The sequence below is a fragment of the Sphingomonas sp. P4_G3 genome, from assembly GCF_056401105.1.
Genome location: NZ_JBFUJZ010000004.1, coordinates 273,677 through 292,125 on the forward strand (window position 1 = coordinate 273,677; position 18,449 = coordinate 292,125).

The following is an 18,449-nucleotide window of genomic DNA, read 5'->3' on the forward strand; positions in this document are numbered from 1 at the left end:
TTTGACGTCAAACCGTCGTGGATCAGCCCCCGTCCGCCGTGCCGCCCGGATCTATGCCGAGCGTGTCGAGGCGTTTGCGCAGCGTATTGCGGTTGATCCCCATCGCGCGCGCCGCCCGCAATTGGTTGCCGCCATGGCGCGCCAGCATCGCCTCGATCAGCGGCCGTTCGACTTCGGCGATAATACGCTCATAGATCGTGCCGTCGTCGAGTTCGCGCGGATCTTCGCGCGCTATACGATCGAGGCGCGCTCGCACCGCTGAATCGAGATCTAGGGCGCCGACCGGCACCGCCGCCGACGGCATACCGATGACGCTACCCAGTTCGCCGGCGCCGATTACCTCGTCGCGACTCAGCACCGCCAGCCGCCGCATGATGTTTTCGAGCTCGCGGACATTGCCGGGCCAGTCATGTGCCTCGAGTGCGACGATCGCCGCCTCGTCGAGGCGCTTGCGCGGAAGGCCGTTCTCGGCGGCGCGGTCGAGGAAGTGACGCGCGAGCAGCGCAATGTCCTGACGCCGTTCGCGCAAGGCAGGAAGAGTAACCGGTACGACATTGAGACGATAGAATAAATCTTCGCGAAATTGCCCCGACTGGACCAGCGCGTTGAGGTCGCGGTTGGTCGCGGCGACAATCCGCACGTCGGCCCTGATCGTCCGCGCACCACCCACCGTGGTGAACTCGCCCGATTGCAGCACCCGCAACAGCCGCGTTTGCGCCTCGAGCGGCATGTCGCCGATCTCGTCGAGGAACAATGTGCCCCCGGCGGCCTGCTCGAACCGACCGGCCGATCGCGCCTGCGCTCCGGTAAAGGCACCGCGTTCGTGGCCGAACAATTCCGCCTCGATCAGCTCGCGCGGGATTGCCGCCATGTTGATCGCCAAGAACGGCGCATGCGCGCGCGGACCGAGATCATGGATGGCGCGCGCGACCAGCTCCTTGCCGGTCCCCGACTCGCCCGAGATCAACACGGTGAGGTCGTTCGAGATCACCCGCGCGATGACGCGATAGACGTCCTGCATCGCCGGCGATCGCCCGATCAACGGCAGCGCGCGATCGGCGTCTTCCAGCGCTTCGGCGGTGCCGCCACCCTGGCGAGCGAGGGCACCATCCACCGCGCGGGTCAGATCGTCCAGATCGAACGGCTTGGGCAGATAGTCATAAGCGCCGACCTCGGTCGCGCGCACCGCGGTCGTCAGCGTATTCTGCGCCGACAGCACGATCACGGGCAGCTGCGGATAGGCCTGGACTAACCCCGCCACCATATCGAGGCCATTGCCGTCGGGCAGGACGACGTCGCTCACCACGACATCGGGCATCGCGGCGCGCAATTCGCGGTTGAACTCGGCCAGGCTCGCAGTCGTGGTGACGCGGTGTCCGGCACGGCGCAGCGCGTGCGCGACCACGGTGCGGATCGCCGAATCGTCGTCGAGCACCAGGATATTGCCCGATCGGCTCCCCGGTCGACTCATTGAGCGCGCGCCAGCAGGATACGGAAGATGGTCATTTCAGGCGCCCCTTCGCGCGAATATTGCACGACGCCGCCCATATCGCGCACCAATTTGTCGACCAACGCGAGGCCGAGCCCTTGCCCTTCGGGCTTGCTCGACACGAACGGACTGAACAAATGGTCGGCGATGTCGGCGGGTGCGCCGGGGCCATTGTCGATCACGCATAATTCGATCGGCAGACCGCGGCGCGGCCGGCCGGGACCGGCATCGACCGCCAGGCCGTGGCGATAAGCGGTTGAGATCAGGATGCGCGGCTTCTTGACGTCATCGAGCGCTTCTGCCGCGTTTTTCAACAGGTTGATGACAATCTGCAGCAGCGCGTCATTATCGGCGAGGACTGGCGGTAGCGACGGATCAAAGCTCTCCTCGATGGTGATCTCGCGCGCGAAACCGGTCTGGGCGACGCGCCGAGCATGATCGAGCAGTGGGTAGATGTTGGTCGGCTGCGGATTGACCTGGCGCCCGGTGAAATCCTGCATCTTGTCGATCAGCGCGGCGATGCGGTCTACCTCGGTGGTGATCAACGTGGTGAGTTCGGCGCCGGCGCCTTCCGCCGCAAGCAATTGCGCCGCGCCGCGAATGCCCGAGAGCGGGTTCTTGATCTCGTGGCCAAGCATCGCCGCCGCGCCGATTACCGCGCGCGCACCGCCGCGTTCGGCCGACTGGCCTACCTTGCGCGTTCCGCTGATGGCGTGGAGCGCGATCGCCCGCCATCCGTCATGGTCGGCGACCGGCGTCTCATAATAATCGACGCGCAACCGGCCGGTGCGGTCGGTACCGATATCGAAGTCGAACGCCGACACCGCGCGCCCGTCTCCCGCGCCGGGCGGTGGCGTCAAGACATCGCCAAGCGGCAGGCCGCGCATGGCGCGTTCGGACTGGTTGAGCAGCAACTCGCATTCGCCATTGGCATTACGCACCAGTCCGTCGGGATCGACCACGAGGATGGCGATCGGCAGTCCGGCGAAAAGCTCGGCGAAATTGGGCGAGTCAGGCAGCGGCGCGGGCTCGCCAGGGCGCATAGAAATCAGCCAGCATCGCCTTGACGCGATTGGCGTCAGGTTCCTGGTTCACCTTGTTGCGGAACTCGGCCGAGCCGGGCAGGCCCTTGGTGTACCAACCGATATGCTTGCGCATCATGTTGACGCCGGTTTCGGTGCCATAATGGTCGAGCATATCGTCATAGTGCCCTGCAATGACGTTATATTGTTCGTCGATCGAGGGCTCTGCGACTGCCCGGCCCTGTTGCAGGTACGCCATCACCTGTGCCAGCAGCCATGGTTTGCCGTACGACCCGCGGCCGATCATCACGCCGTCGGCGCCCGACAGCTCCAGCGCCTTCACCGCGTCTTCCGACGAGCAGATGTCACCGTTGACGATCACCGGCACTTTGATCGCTTGCTTGACCGAGCGGACGAAGCTCCAATCAGCCTCGCCCTTGTACATCTGGTTGCGCGTGCGGCCGTGAACGGTGACCATCTGCACGCCGAGATCCTCCGCAATCCGTGCGAGTTCGGGGGCATTGAGGCTGGCATGATCCCAGCCCATCCGCATCTTGAGCGTAACGGGGACCTTCACCGCCTTGACACACGCCGCGACGATTGCGCTGGCAAGCTTGAGGTCGCGCATCAGCGCCGACCCGGCATCGCCATTGGTCACCTTGCGGACCGGGCAGCCCATATTGATGTCGACGATCGCCGCGCCCTTGTCTTCGGCGAGCTTGGCCGCCTCGCCCATCTCGAACGGCGTGCAGCCGACCAACTGCATCGAGACCGGCTCCTCGATCGCGTCCCACATCGCCTTCTGGATCGACTGGCGGGTTTCGCGGATCGCAGCCTGGCTGGCGATCATCTCGGTAACGTTGAGCCCCGAGCCGAAGCGCCGCACGAGCCGACGGAACGGCAGATCGCTCACGCCCGTCATGGGTGCGAGGATCACCGGGGTCTCGATCCGGACGGGACCGACCTGGATGGGCGCGAGCTTGGTCATGTGCTTAAAAATCGGGCAGCGCATAGCTCGGCGCGATGGCGCTGGCAAGGTCGCGCGGGCTGCGCTAGGCGCGCGGCCATGTCTGCCGAAACCATTGCCCTGATCGTTGCCGCCGGAAAAGGCGAGCGGATCGGTGGCGATACACCCAAGCAATTCCTGCCGTTCGCGGGCCTGCCATTGGTCGAGCACAGCCGGCGCGCACTTGCCGCGCATCCGGGGATCGATCGCGTCGTGACGGTAGTTGCGGCAGGCAATGAGACGTTGGTCGAGGGGCAGACCGCAATTGGCGGCGCGACCCGGCGCGAGTCGGTACTGAACGGCCTCGAGGCAATCGGCGCGGCGCGACGAGTGCTGATCCATGACGCCGCGCGTCCGATCGTGCCCGCGGCGGTGGTCGACCGGCTGCTGCTCGCGCTCGACAATGCCAAGGGCGCGGTCCCAACTCTTCCCGTCGCTGACACGATCGCGGGCAAAGGCGATTGTCTCGGCAACATCGTCAATCGTTCGGCGCTGGTGCGCGTGCAGACTCCGCAGGCGTTCGATTATGCCACCATCCTGGCCGCACACCACGCCTGGCCCGTCGGCGAGGAAGCGACCGACGATGCGCAGATATTGCGCCGAGCGGGTCATAACGTCGCGATGGTCGCTGGCGACCCCCTGCTCGACAAGATCACCTATCCCGGCGACATCGCGCTCGCCGAGGCCCGGTTGGGAGCCACTATGCGCGTCAGGACCGCGACCGGATACGACGTCCACCGCCTCGTCGCCGGCGAGCGTTTGTGGCTGGGCGGCGTGCTGATCCCGCACGACAAGGGTCTGTCGGGGCATAGCGACGCCGATGTCGCGCTCCACGCGATCACCGATGCCGTGCTGGGCACGATCGCCGCGGGCGATATCGGCCAGCATTTCCCGCCGAGCGATCCGCAGTGGAAAGGCGCCGAATCGGGGCAATTCCTCGAACACGCCGCGTCGCTGGTGGCGGCCAAGGGTGGCATGATCGATTTCGTCGATCTGACGATCATTTGCGAGGCCCCGAAGATCGGCCCATATCGTGACGCGATCCGCGATCGCGTCGCGGCGCTGTTGCGGGTGTCGCGCGAGCAGATTAGCGTCAAGGCGACGACGACCGAGCGGCTGGGGTTCACCGGCCGTGGCGAGGGGATTGCCGCACAGGCGGTGGTGACCATCAGGATCTAAGGGACAGGCAATGAAGATGTTGACGGGCGCGGCTATCGCGCTGTGGATGGGCATGACGGCGACGACCGCGCAGGCGACGGCCGAGGCGGCGCAACCCTGCCTGACCGAGACGGAGGCGCAATCACTGATCACTGCGGTGCTGCCGGACGTGTTCCAGCAGCTCGGCCGGACCTGCAGCACTGTACTGCCCGAGAACGCGACGCTGCGTGGCGGTCTGCCGCCGCTTGTCGCGCGCTACCAGGCGCCGGCGGATCTCGCCTGGCCGCAAGCGATGGCCGCGTTTGGCAAGATCGGGGGCAAGGATATGGCAGGGATCGATCCCAAATTGCTTCGTCCGATGATGGGGCCGATGATCGGAGGCGCGATTGCCCAGGACATCAAACCGCGGGATTGCCCGACGATCGACCGCGCGATTAACCTGATGTCGCCGCTGCCGCCCGCCAATACTGCCGGTCTGATCGTGCTGTTGGCCTCGGTCGCCGGCGGCAAGGATAAGAAGGACAGCCCGTTCTCGATCTGCCCGGCTGCTGCGGCGCCGGCAGCGATCCGCCCGTGAGCATCGACACCGTCCTGCCCGTCGAGCTCGTTACCCTGGCGCGCAAGGTCGTCGAGGCCAACAAGGCGCTCGGCCGCAAATTCGCGCTCGCGGAGAGCTGCACCGGGGGGTTGGTTGCCGCCGCGATCACCGAGATTCCCGGGTCGTCGGAAGTTCTGCTCGGCGGGTTCGTGACCTATTCGAACGAGTCGAAGGTGGATATGCTCCGAGTCAGCCATGACGTGCTCGACACGTTCGGCGCGGTGTCGATCGCGACCGCCTGGTCGATGGCGCAGGGCGCGCTGGAAGCGACCGACGCCGATCTCGCGGTAGCGATTACGGGTATCGCCGGTCCCGGTGGCGGCAGCGAGAAGAAACCGGTCGGCACCGTCGTATTCGCGCGTGCCGAGCGCGACGCGGATCCCTCGGATGTCGTTGCCGACCGCAAGGATTTCGGCGATCTCGGCCGCGGCGGTGTCAGGCTTCAGGCGGCGCTGGTCGCGCTCGAATTGCTGATGCCGCGCGGATCGGACGTGCCCGCACCGTAGAGCTGGGCGGCGCGCATCTCGAACGCGCTGGTCATCCGGGTTAGCGCCGATGAGAAGACCTGGCCGGCGAGCATCTCGAACACCCGGTTCCGGAACGCGAAGTCGACCGAGAAATCGACCTCACAGCCACCCGGCGCGGCACGGAAATGCCAGTCGTTGCTGAGGTATTTGAGCGGCCCGTCGATATAATCGACATGGATCGTGGTCGGCCGCTCCTTCTTGACCTTCGACGTGAAGGTTTCGCGCAGCCCTTTGAACCCGACGATCAGGTCGGCGACCATCTCCGTCCGCGTATCGCTGCGCAGCCGGACCGCGCTGACCCAGGGCAGGAATTCCGCATAACGACCGACATCGGCCACCAGGTCGAACATCTGTTCGGGTGTATAGGGAAGGAAGCGGGTCTCGGTATGACGAGGCATCAGGCCCTCTGAGCGAGCCTCGCGTCGCGGTTCGCCTTCATCTTCGCGAAATCGTCGCCGGCGTGATAGCTGGACCGCGTCAGCGGCGACGAGGCGACCAGCAGGAAGCCCTTGGCGCGCGCGATCGCGGCATAAGCGTCGAACGCCTGGGGTGTGACGAAATCCATCACCTTGGTGTGGCGCGGAGTCGGTTGGAGATACTGGCCCATGGTCAGAAAATCGACATCGGCGGAACGCATGTCGTCCATCACCTGGTGAACCTCGAGCCGTTCCTCGCCCAGGCCGAGCATGACGCCTGACTTGGTGAAGATCGACGGGTCGAGCTTCTTGACCGATTCGAGCAGGCGCAGCGACGCATAATAACGCGCGCCAGGGCGGATCGTCGGGTAGAGCCGCGGCACGGTTTCGAGATTATGATTGTAGACGTCCGGGCGCGCCGCCACGATCGCCTCGACCGCCGCTTCGTGCTTGTTGCGGAAATCGGGCGTCAGGATCTCGATCGTGGTGGTCGGATTGGCCTTGCGGATCGCCTCGATCACCCGGACGAACTGTTTCGCGCCGCCATCGGGAAGGTCGTCGCGGTCGACCGAGGTCACCACGATATGCTGCAGCCCCATCTGCGCCGCCGCATCGGCGACATTCTGCGGCTCCATCGGGTCGACCGCGCGCGGCATGCCGGTCTTGACGTTGCAAAAGGCGCAGGCACGCGTGCAGGTGTCGCCCAGGATCATCACCGTGGCGTGCTTCTTCGACCAGCACTCGCCGATATTGGGACAGGCCGCTTCCTCGCACACCGTCGTCAGGCTTTTCGCGCGCATCAGCGCACGCGTCTCGGCGAAACCGGCCGAGGTCGGCGCCTTCACCCGGATCCAGTCGGGCTTGCGCTGGCGCGGCTCGCGCGCGACGGGAGTGATCTCGTTCATAACCGCGCAGATAGCGATGCCGGCGCGCGCTTGCCACCCCCTCGTCATCTTGGCAAAGGCCGCGCATGGCCGACTTCGCAGACCTCATCACCGGATATCGTCGTTTTCGCCAGAATGGCTGGTCCCGCCAGCACGAGCGCTGGGCCCAATTGCGTGAGGCACAGAGCCCGCGCGTGATGGTCATTGCCTGTTCGGATAGCCGAGTCGATCCGGCGCAGATTTTCGATGCCTCGCCCGGGGAAATCTTTTCGGTCCGCAACATCGCCAACCTCGTCCCGCCGTTCGAGCTCGGCGGCGGGCGCCACGGCGTGTCGGCCGCGCTCGAATTCGCGGTGACCCAATTGGAAGTCGAAGAAGTCGTCGTGCTCGGCCACGGCTCATGCGGCGGCGTCGCCGCGGCGTTGTCGAAGGCATTTGCGGGCGCTCCTCCCGGAGCAGGCGGCTTTATCGACCATTGGGTCGACATGCTGGATGAGGCGCGCGACCGCATCGTCGCGGAATACGGCACCGGACCCGAGGCGATCCGTGCGCTCGAGCTGGAAACGGTGCGAGTATCGCTGCGCAACCTGCGGACTTTCCCGTGTATTCCCGAGCGCGAGGCGGCAGGCACGCTCAAGCTGCGCGGCGCCTATTTTGCGATCGCCGACGGCGTGCTCCACGTCATGGACGACGAGGGCAGCTTCGCACCCGCCTGACGATCAAGGTCAGCCCGCGGCGGCATTTCCGATCGCAATACCTTGCCGGTAGTGATCCCAGTTGCGCTCCGCAGACTGGATCGCGACGACGAATGTTATCGCGAGCCCGATCAGTGACACGCTGACCGTCCATTGGCGGCTCGCCTGATCGAGCAAGTCACGACGAAACAAGCGCACGCCCTCGACGAAAGTCGAGATGACCATGAGCCCCCAGAATATCGCAACGACGGTGAGGAACATCCGCACCGTCAAGCCGGCCGCGAAGAATTTCAGCCCGACGGCGCCGAGTAGGATTGATAGCGGGATTGCGACCCCGAGGCCGTATTGAGACGAGGCAAGCCAGATAGCCAATGCCCAGAAACCGATGGCGAAAAGAATTCGTCCCACGCTTTGCCCTTTCTCGCCAAGGGCTTAATTGCGCGCAGTTAATAAGGAGTGAGGGTCGTCAGAGCCCTTCCCAGCCGACCCATTGCGCGTTGGACAGGCGCCGCGCGAGGTTCCAGGTCTGCTGCCGGATGTCAGGCACCGCGACGATTTCCCAGAAGGCGCCGCGCGTCATCGGCCCAAGCGCATAGAGCCAGTCGTTGCTGGTGCCGTCGGCGGCAATCGTTTGCGCGCGCGAATCGACGTCGAGCCCGAGATGCGCGGGATCGGGTCTGATCACGCCGCGCTGCTGCAACGTCGCGAGCAACGGCTCGGTCGTGCGGGTCAGATCGCCTTGCGGGCCGGTGCAGTTGATGATGCGCTGCGCGGTCAGCGTTTCGGGCGAGTCGCTGCCGCGGCGACGCCAGCTCACGTCGATGCCGCCGGCATCCTCGACCGCCGAGATCGTCTTGCCGGCAACGATCTCCAGTTGCCCGCGCGCCTGCATCGCGGCCAGGCGATCGGCGACGCTCGGCGCCAGGCGGTGGCGGTGCACGTCCCACCAGGGACGAAGGTGGCGGAGGAAACGCGCACGATCGGCATCGCTGCCATTCGCCCACATCGCCTGAGTATAAGGGCGCAACTCGTCGACCGCATTGCGCCATCCGATCGCATCGCCGCGCTCGCGGACCCTGCGGACCAGGTCGGACGGCGGCGCGACCGGACGCTCGGCGAGCTTGGGGACCATCGGGCCGGGCGAATCGTGGCGATGCGGCACCAGCCCGCGCCGTGACAGCGCGACGATCCGTCCCTTGAACCCACTTGAGTCGAGCAGCAGCGCGATGTCGACCATCGTCAGCCCGGTACCGATCAACAGCACCGTGTCGTCGTCGCTGAGCCCGAGCGGCACGCTGCGATCCCAGGGATCGCTCTTGTAGCGCTCGTCCGACAGGCCGGCTCCGGCAAAGCCAGGCGGATCGTGCGGCGGCAGGTTGCCTACCGCGAGCACCGCTGTGTCGGCGGCGATCGTCGCGCCATCGGCCAGCGAAACGCGCGCGCCGTCGCCCGATCGCACCACATCGGTGACATCGCCGTGCACGACCTTCAGGCGGTCGCCGCCACTGGCCAGCGCCCTTGCCAGCAGGTCACGCAAATAGGTCCCATAAGTGACGCGCTGGACGAAGGTCGCGCCAGCGTCGCCCTCGCCATTCTCGGCGAGCCAGCGGACGAAATGATCGGGATCGTCGGGCAGCGCGCTCATATTGGCGGCGCGCACGTTGAGTACATGGTCGGGATAGGCCGCACCGTAAGCCAGCCCCTCCCCCGGCACGGGCGCGCGTTCGATCAGCGTTGCGCTGGGACCGTCGTGGCGCAGCAGGTTGATCGCCTGCAATGTGCCCGAAAAGCCCGCGCCGACAATGGCGACGTGGCGGATCATGTCAGATCTCGTATTCGAGCTGCCAATCGGGCTCGGTAAAGGCCGGCGGCCGTTGCTGATAAGCGGGCTGACGCGACTTCATGCGCCCATAGAGCGCCTTGACGGTGTTACTCGCGGTGCGGGTGAACAGCGCCGGCACGATCCCATGGATCAGGCAGGCGCACCCGCCTCCGATCATCCGGAGGCCGAAGCTGAACGCGGTCGCGGCATGCTCGGGATAGGATTCGCCGATGCTGCGGGGGTGGCTCAGGAAGATGCGGTCGAACATGCGCCATGGTAACGCCGACATGCCGCCGCGTGAACCGGGTGATTTCAGATCCCCAAAGCCTTGCGCGCCAGCTTCTCAAGTTCCGGGTCGAGCGGTGGCGGGTCCATCGGGACGTGCGCTTCCAGCCGGTCGGCAATGGCGTCGAGCGCGGCGATGCGTGCCGATTGCTTGTCATTGCCGTCGATCGCGATCCACGGTGCCCAGCGCGTGTCGGTGCGGCGGAACATCTCCGCCATCGCGTCGAGATAGTCGTCTCGCTTGTCGCGGTTGCGATAGTCCTCGGCGCCGGTCTTCCAGCGCTTCCAGGGATGTTCGAGCCGCGCCTTCAGCCGCTCGTCCTGTTCCTCCTGCGTCACATGGACGAACAGTTTGACGATCGTGGTGCCCGAATCGGATTGCTGCGCCTCGAACTCGTTGATCTCGTCATAGCCGCGGCGCCATTGCGCCTCGGTCGCGAAATTCTCGACCCGCTCGACCAGCACGCGGCCATACCAGGAGCGGTCAAACACGCCGATATTGCCGTCTCCGGGCAGGCGTCGCCAGAAACGCCAAAGGAAGTGGCGCGCCAGCTCCTCCGCGGTCGGTGCCTTGGTCGGCCAGACCTGGAAATTGCGCGGGTCCCATTCGGCGGTCAGGCGCTGGATGATCCCGCCTTTGCCCGCCGCGTCCCAGCCTTCGAGCAGCACGACCGCGCGGCGCTTGTGCAGGATGTGCGCGACCTGAATATGCGCCAGTCGCTTCTGCACCTTGGCGAGATCGTCGGCATAGTCGCCGGCATATTTCTCGCCTTTCTCGAAATCCTTGAGATCGATCGTCATGCGGCCGTTCTAGCCCCGCCGAACCGCCTCCGTCGAGCGGCGTTCAGGATGCGACGGCGAAACGCTCACGATGATGCCGGGGCCTCTCGATCTCGTCGGCCATGGCGATCGCATAATCGACGAAGCTGATAAAGCTGTTGCCGTCCTTGTCGGTCAGCAGGTCGTCCTTGCCGGTGCGATACGTCCCCGTCCGCGGGCCAGTGTCGAACACCATGGCAGGTGAGAGAAACGTCCAATCGGGACCGGCGCTGGCCTTGAGCGCATCGAGGAACGCGATCCCCGCCCCCGCCTCGGCACGATAAGCGTCGGGAAAATGGGGCGAGTCGAACAAGCGCTTGCCGTCGCCGGTCTTCAGGCCGGCCGCGCCGCCCACGACGAGGAAGCGCGGAACGCCCGACGCCGTGACGGCGGCGATCAGCGCCTGCGCGTCGGTATCGGCGAAGCGCATCGCGCTGACGACGGCATCCTGGCCCCGCAACGCGGTGGTCAACGCCGCCGAATCGCTCGCGTCGAGCGCCAGCGGCGTGACATGATCGGCGGCCGGACCCGGTTTCCGCGAGATCGCCAAGACGTCATGGCCACGCCGCGCGAGTTCGGCGGCGATCTCCGACCCCGCCCTGCCCGTCGCTCCCAATATTGCGATCTTCATCGTCCGATCTCCGTCTATCCGGGCACGACCCTAGGAGAGGGACGCCGGCGCGGAAAGCGGATGATCGGAAACGCTGGGTTGTCGCGCGCTCAGCCCGCAGCCGGATCCACCGCCTCGGTGACCGGCGAAGCCTTGGAGGCGCTCGGCTGGTCGACCAGGCGGATATTGAGTTCGCGCAACTGCTTCGCGGTGGCGAAGTTGGGCGCGCCCATCATCAGATCCTCGGCCTTTTGCGTCATCGGGAAAACGATGACTTCGCGGATATTGGGCTCGTCGGCCAGCAGCATGACGATGCGGTCGACGCCCGGCGCCGACCCGCCGTGCGGCGGCGCGCCGAACTTGAAGGCGTTGATCATGCCGGCGAAATTGGTGTCGACATCCTGCTGGGTGTAGCCGGCGATCTCGAACGCCTTGTACATGATCTCGGGCCGGTGGTTCCGGATCGCGCCCGACGACAGTTCCACGCCGTTGCAGACGATGTCGTACTGGAACGCCAGGATATCGAGCGGATCCTTGGTTTCCAGCGCCTCCAACTCACCCTGCGGCATCGAGAACGGGTTGTGGCTGAAATCGACCTTCTTGGCGTCCTCGTCATATTCGAACATCGGAAAGTCGACGATCCAGCAGAATTCGAAGCGCTTGTCGTCGATCAGCTCGAGTTGCTCGGCAACGCGGGTGCGCGCCAGGCCGGCGAGCTTGGCCGCCTGCGCTTCCTTGCCGGCGGCGAAGAACACGCCGTCGTCGGGGCCGAGCCCCAACGCCTCGGCGATCTTCGCCATGCCTTCCTCACCATGATTGTTGGCGATCGGCCCGCCGAATACGCCGCCCTTGCGTGTCGCATAGCCGAGACCGGCAAAGCCTTCCGACTGTGCCCAGCTGTTCATGTCATCGAAGAATTTGCGGCTCTTTTCCGCCGTACCGGGCGCCGGGATCGCGCGGACGACGTCGCCCGCCTCAACGATCGAAGCGAAGCGGCCGAAGCCCGAGCCCTTGAACAGTTCGGACACGTCGGTGATCAGGATCGGGTTGCGCAAATCGGGCTTGTCATTGCCGTATTTCAGCATCGATTCCTTGTACGGAATGCGCTTGAATGGCAGCGGGCTGACGGTGCGGCCCTTGCCCTGCCAGTTGGCGAATTCCTCGAACACGCCGTGCAGCACCGGCTCGATCGCGGCGAACACGTCGTCCTGGGTGACGTAGCTCATCTCGAAATCGAGCTGGTAGAACTCGCCCGGGCTGCGGTCGGCGCGCGCATCCTCGTCGCGGAAGCACGGCGCGATCTGGAAATAGCGGTCGAAGCCGGCGACCATCAGCAGCTGCTTGAACATCTGCGGCGCCTGGGGAAGCGCGTAGAATTTGCCCGGATGGACGCGGCTCGGGACCAGATAGTCGCGTGCGCCTTCCGGGCTCGAAGCCGTCAGGATCGGCGTCTGGAACTCGGTGAAGCCCTGATCGATCATTCGGCGGCGGAGCGACGAGATGACGTGGCTGCGCAGCATGATGTTGGCGTGCAGCCGCTCGCGCCGCAAATCGAGGAAGCGGTAACGCAGGCGAATATCCTCGGGATAGTCGGCCTCACCGGCGACCGGCATCGGCAGTTCGGCAGCCGCCGACTGAATCGTCACGGCGCGCGCGAATACTTCGATCTCGCCGGTCGCCAGGTTCGGATTGGCGGTACCCTCGGCGCGCGCCTTGACCACGCCGTCGATCGTCACGACCGATTCCGCGCGCAGCGCTTCCAGGATCGGCAAGGCCGGCGAATCGCTATCGGCGACCACCTGGGTGATGCCGTAATGGTCGCGCAGATCGACGAACAATACGCCGCCATGGTCGCGCTTGCGGTGCACCCAACCCGACAGGCGGACGTCCTGGCCGACATTGGCGGCAGTCAGTGCGGCGCAATTGTGCGTACGATAGGCGTGCATGTGTAATTCTCTGACTACGTCGCCCCAGCGAAAACTGGGGTCTCAGGCCACGAGCGAAACGGTTGTGGCACGAGATCCCAGCTTTCGCTGGGATGACGGTTGATGGAAAGCCGCGCGCATTCCCTTCACACAGGCCTTTGTCAAGCGCGCGAGCCTCGCTATGGGGTCAAGATGCATATCCATGGCCTGATCGAGGATAACGCCGCCCTCGCCAATCTCTGCGCGCGAATCTCTCAATCGAACTTCGTCTGCGTCGACACCGAGTTCATGCGCGAAAGTACCTTTTGGCCTGAGCTCTGTCTGATCCAGATCGCCGACGCGAACGAGGCGGCGGCGATCGACCCGATGACGCCGGGCATCGACCTCAAGCCCCTGCTCGACCTGCTGGTCGACAATGAGGACGTGCTCAAGGTGTTCCATGCCGGCGGGCAGGACATCGAGATCATCTACAATCTCACCGCCAAGACCCCCCATCCGCTGTTCGATACGCAGATCGCGGCGATGGCGCTCGGCCAGGGCGAGCAGATCGGTTATTCGAACCTGGTCGACAGCTGGCTGGGGATTCAGGTCGACAAGGGCGCGCGGTTCACCGACTGGGGGCGCCGCCCGCTCGAGGAACGCCAGATCGTCTATGCGATCGCCGACGTGACGCATCTTGCGGAAATCTTCCCGCGGATGCTCGACAAATTACGCAAGACCGGGCGCGGCGCCTGGCTCGACCAGGAAATGGAGCGGCTGGCCGATCCGGCCAATTACGCCAACGATCCCGATCTTGCCTGGAAGCGCGTGCGCATCGCCGGCCGCAAGCCCGACGTGCTCGGCCGGTTGAAGGCGCTGGCGCGCTGGCGCGAGATGGAGGCGCGGGGCAAGAACCTGCCGCGCGGTCGCATCGTCAAGGATGAGACGCTCGCCGACCTCGCCAGCCATCCTCCGCGTAAACAGGCTGATCTGGCACGCGTGCGCGGGCTATCCGCGACCTGGGCGGGCAACGATATCGGCGCGCGGCTGATGGCGGCGCTCGACGACGCCAAGCCGATGACCAATGACGAAATGCCGCCGCGCGACGACCGCAAGCCCGGCCTCGGCAAGGAAGGATCGCTGGTCGCCGATCTGCTCAAATTGCTGCTCAAGATCCGCTCGCGCGATATCGATGTCGCATCCCGGCTGCTCGCGCGGTCGGAGGAACTGGAAGCGCTGGCAGCCGGGCAACGCGACGGGCTGTCGATCCTGACCGGCTGGCGCTTCGATCAGTTCGGCCGCGACGCGCTCGACCTGGTCGAAGGCCGCTTGGCGTTCGCGGTCAAGAACGGCAAGCTTCGCATGACCCGGACGGAGGATGCGCAATGAAGAAGAGCCTGATCGTCGCTTTTGCCCTCACCATGTTCGTCGTGGCTGCTTGTGCACCGGTCGCACCGCTGCCCGGCGTGCCGACTGGCGAATGTTCGGCCAAGGGTCTGGGAAATCTGGTCGGGCACATCGCTACACCCTCGTTAGTCAACCGCGCCAAGCGGCGGTCGGGCGCATCGGTTACACGCGTGCTGCGACCGGGCCAAATGGTGACGATGGAATATCTGAACGGTCGTCTCAACGTCAATGTCGACGAGAAGAACCGGGTAAAGAGTTTCAGCTGCGGCTGAGTTTGCCCTCTCCCGCTTGCGGGTGCACCGGGTCGGTCATGCCCCCGGCATGACCTGAACAGCGCGGGGCGCTGTTCACCCGGTGCAGGTTGGGTGAGGGTCTTCTTTCTTCTTCCAGGCGGTTGGAGCCAAAAAAGAAGAAAGAAGACCCTCACCTTCCCACCGCTTCGCGGCGGGCCCCTCCCTCTCCCGCAAGCGGGCGAGGGAATTAAGGTCGCGAGCAGGTGGCTGCCGCCGCCCGTATGACTACCGGAACGGCGCGTCGATCGAGACAGGCGGTTCGCTGAACCATTTCGGCCCGGTGTCGGTCATGTGGAAGCAATCCTCCAGCCGCACGCCGAACTTGCCCGGAATGTAGATGCCAGGTTCGTTGGAGAAGCACATGCCCGGCGCGAGCGGGGTCGTTTCGCCGCGCACCAGATTGACCGGCTCGTGCCCGTCGAGGCCGATGCCATGGCCCGTGCGATGCGAACAGCCGGGAAGCTTGTAGCCCGGGCCATAGCCGAAACTCTCATAGAGCTTGCGGATCGCGACATCGACACTGCCCGCCGGCACGCCGAGCCGCGCTGCGGCGAGCGCGGTCTGCTGGCCCTGATGGACCTGGTCCCAGACCAGGCGCTGCTCCTTACTGGCCGCCCCGTAGACGAAGGTGCGCGAGACGTCGGATTGATAGCCCTGCACGGTACAGCCGCAATCCATCAGCACGATCTGGCCGGCATCGACCTTGTGCACCGCTTGCGTGCCATGCGGATAGGCCGCGGCCTCGCCGATCAGCACCAGGCTGAACTCCGGGCTGCCGCCCAGCTTGCGCGTCGCGGCGTCCATGACCGCGCCGATGTCGCGCCCGGTCATGCCCTTTTCGACGCGCTTATAGGTCCAGCGATAGGCCGCGATCGTCACATCGGTAGCCAGCTGCATCAGGGCGAGTTCGGCCGGCGTTTTGATCATCCGGCAGCCGCGAACGACCGGGTTGGCCGAGACGATCTTCGCGCCGGGCATGGCGTGCGCGAGCATGTCCGGGATGAAGAAGCGGACGGTTTCCTCGATTCCCACCGGTCGCGCCGCGAGCTTGCGGTCCTTGAGGAAGCCCGCGACCACCTTGAGCGGATCCTCGTCCTCCTGCCACACCCGCACCTCGGCCGGAATCGCGAGTGTCTCGCGCATCCGGGGTTCCTCGAAATAAGGCGAGACGATGCACGGCTCACCTTCGACCGGCAGCACGGCGAGCAAGGCGCGCTCGCTGCGACCCCAGCGGATGCCGGTGAAATAGAGCAAGGACGATCCCGGCTCGATCAATACCGCGCCGATGCCGTGTTGCTTCATCAGCGCCTGTGCGCGGTCGAGCCGGCGACGGCGTTCGTCGGCGCCGATCGGCACCGCGCCCATCGTCATGTCCTGCAACTCGGACAGATCGGGCTCGGCAGCGCGGGCCGCAGCTGAGACGAACAAGGGAGCGGCGGCAGCCGCAGCGAGCACCGCGCGGCGGCCGGGTAAAAAGTGGGAATTGGGCATGGCTGTAACGATAGGGTTCTTGACCGCGGCCTCGCAATCCCCTTTCCCTGCGTCACCAAAATGGGGAGAGTTATTTTGGCCAAGCGCCTGACGACCTACATCCTGATCGCCTTGGTGCTGGGCCTGATAGTGGGCTGGGTCACGAATGCTGCCTTCGGCGGCAGTCATCCCACGCCCGATCAAGCCGCCACGCTGGCGACCATCGCCAAATGGCTGGGCCTGATCACCACGATCTTCCTCAAACTGATCAAGATGATCATCGCGCCGTTGGTGTTCGGCACCCTGGTGGTCGGGATCGCGCATATGGGCGACACTGGAGCGCTAGGCCGGGTGGGGTTGAAATCGCTCGGCTGGTTCGTCTGCGCTAGCCTGTTGTCGCTCACCCTTGGCTTGGTCCTCGTCCACATCCTCCAGCCGGGTGCCGGGCTCAACATGCCGCTGCCGGCGATCAACGCCGCAACCGACATCGACAAGAGCAAGTTCGACCCGATCCAGATCATCGGCCACATCTTTCCCAGCTCGATCGTCGATGCGATGGCGCAGAACGACATCCTTCAGATCGTGATCTTCTCGGTGTTCTTCGGCGTCGCGATCACTGCGGTCGGCGAGCGCGCCGCGCCGCTGGTCAAGGCGGCCGAGGCGCTGACCAAGGTCATGCTGCAGATCACCGATTATGTGATGCGCCTCGCACCCCTCGCGGTGTTCGCGGCGGTGGCAAATGCGCTGGTCGAGCGTGGGCCGGAAGTGATCGGCAAGCTCGGCTATTTCATGCTGTGCGTCTATATCGGCCTGGCATTGCTCTGGATCATGCTGGGCCTGCTCGCCTGGCTGTTCGTCGGACGCCGTTCGGTGTCGCTGTTCCGTTATATCCGCGAGCCGGTGCTGGTCGCGTTCTCCGCAGCGTCTTCCGAGGCCGCCTTCCCGCGCACGCTGGAGGCACTCGACCGGTTTGGCGTGCCGTCACGGATTTCGAGCTTCGTGTTGCCGCTGGGCTATTCGTTCAATCTCGACGGCTCGATGATGTACATGACCTTCGCCTCGCTGTTCATCGCGCAGGCCTATGGCATCCAGCTCGATCTCGGCACGCAAATCTTCATGCTGTTGACGTTGATGATCACGTCGAAGGGGATTGCCGGCGTCCCGCGCGCCAGCCTTGTGGTCATCGCCGCGACGCTGAATCAGTTCAAACTGCCCGAGGCAGGGATATTGCTCGTGCTCGCGGTCGATCACTTCCTCGACATGGGACGGTCGGCGACCAACGTCGTCGGCAACGCGATCGCGGCAAGCGTGGTGGCGCGTTGGGAAGGCGCGCTCGATCCCGAAAAGCCCGCCGAGATCGAGCCACCGCACGCGCCCAGCCACGGGCTGAGCGGCGAGCGTTAAGCACTCAGGCGTAGGCGTAAGGACCGCCCTTTTCGAGCGCCACCTGATAGGCCGGGCGCGCATGCACCTTGTCGAGCCAGGCGATCGTCGCGGGGCGTGATGGGCCAAGTCCTGCCCGGCTTCGTGCCGCTTCGAGCGGAAAACTCATCATGATGTCGGCGGCGGTCATCTCGTCGCCGGCGAACCAGGGCCGTTGCGCCAATTCGCTTTCGACATAATCGAGATGGACGTCGATCATCGGCTGGATACGCTTCGCCGCGGTCTTGCCCATCACCGGAATGCGGTTGACCACGAGCATCACCAGCAACGGCGGCATCATCGATCCTTCGRCATAGTGCAGGAACTGGCGATAGCGCAGCACGTCGTCGCGATGCGCGGGCGGCCCCAGCCGACCATCGCCTTTCTCGACCAGATATTCGCAGATCGCCCCGGTCTCGACGACCATCCGACCGTCATCCTCGAGCACGGGCGACTTGCCGAGCGGGTGAACCTTGCGCAGCGCCGGCGGCGCGAGCATCGTCTTCGCGTCGCGCTGATAATATTTGATCTCATAAGGTAGCCCGAGTTCCTCGAGCATCCATAGGATGCGCTGCGACCGCGAATTGTTGAGATGATGGACGATCAGCGTCACGATGTTCCT

The 18,449-nt window shown here is 65.2% G+C and carries 20 protein-coding genes; 7 read left to right on the forward strand and 13 right to left on the reverse strand.

Translation table 11 applies throughout. The features are described from left to right. Positions 1–22 precede the first annotated feature (22 nt). Genes ntrC through dusB form a run of 3 tightly spaced genes read right to left on the reverse strand, consistent with a single transcriptional unit; the run spans position 23 to position 3,499 of the window. Positions 23–1,471 (reverse strand): nitrogen regulation protein NR(I), encoded by a 1,449-nt coding sequence (ntrC, locus tag AC1DQQ_RS13140; protein WP_478045431.1) that lies wholly within the window; start codon positions 1,469–1,471, stop codon positions 23–25. Beyond that, positions 1,468–2,532, reverse strand: coding sequence for a two-component system sensor histidine kinase NtrB (locus AC1DQQ_RS13145; protein WP_478045432.1), 1,065 nt, complete (start codon positions 2,530–2,532; stop codon positions 1,468–1,470). Before AC1DQQ_RS13145 ends, ntrC begins: the two co-directional genes overlap by 4 nt. Continuing rightward, positions 2,501–3,499, reverse strand: a complete 999-nt coding sequence (dusB, locus tag AC1DQQ_RS13150; RefSeq protein ID WP_478030139.1) for a tRNA dihydrouridine synthase DusB — start codon at positions 3,497–3,499, stop codon at positions 2,501–2,503. The genes AC1DQQ_RS13145 and dusB overlap by 32 nt, the downstream gene beginning before the upstream one ends. A 78-nt stretch (positions 3,500–3,577) precedes the next feature. Here dusB and AC1DQQ_RS13155 point away from each other — a divergent pair, with 78 nt between their 5' ends. The 3 genes from AC1DQQ_RS13155 to AC1DQQ_RS13165 are packed head-to-tail and all read left to right on the forward strand — an operon-like array spanning position 3,578 to position 5,779. Further along, positions 3,578–4,696 carry a bifunctional 2-C-methyl-D-erythritol 4-phosphate cytidylyltransferase/2-C-methyl-D-erythritol 2,4-cyclodiphosphate synthase gene (locus AC1DQQ_RS13155; protein WP_478045433.1) on the forward strand — a complete coding sequence of 373 codons (1,119 nt, stop codon included), beginning with the start codon at positions 3,578–3,580 and terminating at the stop codon, positions 4,694–4,696. 10 nt (positions 4,697–4,706) lie between these two features. Beyond that, positions 4,707–5,252 carry a hypothetical protein gene (locus AC1DQQ_RS13160; RefSeq protein ID WP_478045434.1) on the forward strand — a complete coding sequence of 182 codons (546 nt, stop codon included), beginning with the start codon at positions 4,707–4,709 and terminating at the stop codon, positions 5,250–5,252. Continuing rightward, entirely contained in the window at positions 5,249–5,779 is a 531-nt protein-coding gene (locus AC1DQQ_RS13165; protein WP_478030142.1) for a CinA family protein, read from the forward strand. Before AC1DQQ_RS13160 ends, AC1DQQ_RS13165 begins: the two co-directional genes overlap by 4 nt. Here AC1DQQ_RS13165 and AC1DQQ_RS13170 read toward each other — a convergent pair. Beyond that, entirely contained in the window at positions 5,716–6,198 is a 483-nt protein-coding gene (locus AC1DQQ_RS13170; RefSeq protein ID WP_478045435.1) for a type II toxin-antitoxin system RatA family toxin, read from the reverse strand. The two genes, AC1DQQ_RS13165 and AC1DQQ_RS13170, sit on opposite strands and share 64 nt — an antisense overlap. Further along, on the reverse strand, positions 6,198–7,121 hold the full coding sequence (lipA, locus tag AC1DQQ_RS13175) for a lipoyl synthase (RefSeq protein WP_478045436.1): 924 nt from the start codon (positions 7,119–7,121) through the stop codon (positions 6,198–6,200). Before lipA ends, AC1DQQ_RS13170 begins: the two co-directional genes overlap by 1 nt. A gap of 65 nt (positions 7,122–7,186) precedes the next feature. Between lipA and AC1DQQ_RS13180 the strand changes: the two genes are divergently transcribed. Beyond that, positions 7,187–7,816: a carbonic anhydrase gene (locus tag AC1DQQ_RS13180; protein ID WP_478045437.1), complete on the forward strand. Its 630-nt coding sequence runs from the start codon at positions 7,187–7,189 to the stop codon at positions 7,814–7,816. Positions 7,817–7,825: 9 nt separating this feature from the next. On the opposite strand, the gene AC1DQQ_RS13185 is transcribed toward AC1DQQ_RS13180, so the two are convergent. The 6 genes from AC1DQQ_RS13185 to aspS form a co-directional block, all read right to left on the reverse strand. Further along, on the reverse strand, positions 7,826–8,203 hold the full coding sequence (locus tag AC1DQQ_RS13185) for a hypothetical protein (protein WP_478040921.1): 378 nt from the start codon (positions 8,201–8,203) through the stop codon (positions 7,826–7,828). 58 nt (positions 8,204–8,261) lie between these two features. Further along, complete coding sequence (locus tag AC1DQQ_RS13190) at positions 8,262–9,617, reverse strand: FAD/NAD(P)-binding protein (protein ID WP_478040922.1); 1,356 nt, start codon at positions 9,615–9,617, stop codon at positions 8,262–8,264. A gap of 1 nt (position 9,618) precedes the next feature. Then, a complete protein-coding gene (locus tag AC1DQQ_RS13195; protein WP_478040923.1) occupies positions 9,619–9,906 on the reverse strand; it encodes a DUF6356 family protein in 288 nt (95 codons plus the stop codon). Positions 9,907–9,929: 23 nt separating this feature from the next. Next, a complete protein-coding gene (locus AC1DQQ_RS13200; protein WP_478030148.1) occupies positions 9,930–10,703 on the reverse strand; it encodes a polyphosphate kinase 2 family protein in 774 nt (257 codons plus the stop codon). Between the two features lie 43 nt (positions 10,704–10,746). Then, the gene (locus AC1DQQ_RS13205) at positions 10,747–11,352 is read right to left on the reverse strand and encodes an NAD(P)-dependent oxidoreductase (RefSeq protein ID WP_478040924.1); all 606 of its coding nucleotides are present in this window, start codon (positions 11,350–11,352) and stop codon (positions 10,747–10,749) included. An 89-nt stretch (positions 11,353–11,441) separates the two neighbouring features. Then, a complete protein-coding gene (gene aspS, locus AC1DQQ_RS13210; RefSeq protein WP_478045438.1) occupies positions 11,442–13,277 on the reverse strand; it encodes an aspartate--tRNA ligase in 1,836 nt (611 codons plus the stop codon). A gap of 171 nt (positions 13,278–13,448) precedes the next feature. Here aspS and rnd point away from each other — a divergent pair, with 171 nt between their 5' ends. Then, complete coding sequence (rnd, locus tag AC1DQQ_RS13215) at positions 13,449–14,624, forward strand: ribonuclease D (RefSeq protein WP_478045439.1); 1,176 nt, start codon at positions 13,449–13,451, stop codon at positions 14,622–14,624. Beyond that, complete coding sequence (locus AC1DQQ_RS13220) at positions 14,621–14,914, forward strand: I78 family peptidase inhibitor (RefSeq protein WP_478030152.1); 294 nt, start codon at positions 14,621–14,623, stop codon at positions 14,912–14,914. Before rnd ends, AC1DQQ_RS13220 begins: the two co-directional genes overlap by 4 nt. Positions 14,915–15,160: 246 nt before the next feature. On the opposite strand, the gene AC1DQQ_RS13225 is transcribed toward AC1DQQ_RS13220, so the two are convergent. Further along, positions 15,161–16,426, reverse strand: a complete 1,266-nt coding sequence (locus tag AC1DQQ_RS13225) for a M24 family metallopeptidase (protein WP_478045440.1) — start codon at positions 16,424–16,426, stop codon at positions 15,161–15,163. Between the two features lie 75 nt (positions 16,427–16,501). Between AC1DQQ_RS13225 and AC1DQQ_RS13230 the strand changes: the two genes are divergently transcribed. Next, positions 16,502–17,809, forward strand: coding sequence for a dicarboxylate/amino acid:cation symporter (locus AC1DQQ_RS13230; RefSeq protein WP_478030154.1), 1,308 nt, complete (start codon positions 16,502–16,504; stop codon positions 17,807–17,809). Positions 17,810–17,813: 4 nt separating this feature from the next. Here the strand turns inward: AC1DQQ_RS13230 and AC1DQQ_RS13235 are convergent, their stop codons facing one another. Continuing rightward, a complete protein-coding gene (locus AC1DQQ_RS13235) occupies positions 17,814–18,440 on the reverse strand; it encodes a glutathione S-transferase family protein (RefSeq protein WP_478045441.1) in 627 nt (208 codons plus the stop codon). Between the last annotated feature and the right edge of the window lie 9 nt (positions 18,441–18,449).

Coding starts and splice junctions, on each gene's coding strand:
- AC1DQQ_RS13190 (WP_478040922.1), bottom strand. CDS start 9,617: ATGATCCGCCACGTCGCCATTGTCGGCGCGGGCTTTTCGGGCACATTG.
- AC1DQQ_RS13155 (WP_478045433.1), top strand. CDS start 3,578: ATGTCTGCCGAAACCATTGCCCTGATCGTTGCCGCCGGAAAAGGCGAG.
- AC1DQQ_RS13220 (WP_478030152.1), top strand. CDS start 14,621: ATGAAGAAGAGCCTGATCGTCGCTTTTGCCCTCACCATGTTCGTCGTG.
- AC1DQQ_RS13225 (WP_478045440.1), bottom strand. CDS start 16,426: ATGCCCAATTCCCACTTTTTACCCGGCCGCCGCGCGGTGCTCGCTGCG.
- dusB (WP_478030139.1), bottom strand. CDS start 3,499: ATGACCAAGCTCGCGCCCATCCAGGTCGGTCCCGTCCGGATCGAGACC.
- AC1DQQ_RS13170 (WP_478045435.1), bottom strand. CDS start 6,198: ATGCCTCGTCATACCGAGACCCGCTTCCTTCCCTATACACCCGAACAG.
- AC1DQQ_RS13160 (WP_478045434.1), top strand. CDS start 4,707: ATGAAGATGTTGACGGGCGCGGCTATCGCGCTGTGGATGGGCATGACG.
- AC1DQQ_RS13205 (WP_478040924.1), bottom strand. CDS start 11,352: ATGAAGATCGCAATATTGGGAGCGACGGGCAGGGCGGGGTCGGAGATC.
- AC1DQQ_RS13195 (WP_478040923.1), bottom strand. CDS start 9,906: ATGTCGGCGTTACCATGGCGCATGTTCGACCGCATCTTCCTGAGCCAC.
- AC1DQQ_RS13180 (WP_478045437.1), top strand. CDS start 7,187: ATGGCCGACTTCGCAGACCTCATCACCGGATATCGTCGTTTTCGCCAG.
- AC1DQQ_RS13145 (WP_478045432.1), bottom strand. CDS start 2,532: ATGCGCCCTGGCGAGCCCGCGCCGCTGCCTGACTCGCCCAATTTCGCC.
- rnd (WP_478045439.1), top strand. CDS start 13,449: ATGCATATCCATGGCCTGATCGAGGATAACGCCGCCCTCGCCAATCTC.
- ntrC (WP_478045431.1), bottom strand. CDS start 1,471: ATGAGTCGACCGGGGAGCCGATCGGGCAATATCCTGGTGCTCGACGAC.
- aspS (WP_478045438.1), bottom strand. CDS start 13,277: ATGCACGCCTATCGTACGCACAATTGCGCCGCACTGACTGCCGCCAAT.
- lipA (WP_478045436.1), bottom strand. CDS start 7,121: ATGAACGAGATCACTCCCGTCGCGCGCGAGCCGCGCCAGCGCAAGCCC.
- AC1DQQ_RS13200 (WP_478030148.1), bottom strand. CDS start 10,703: ATGACGATCGATCTCAAGGATTTCGAGAAAGGCGAGAAATATGCCGGC.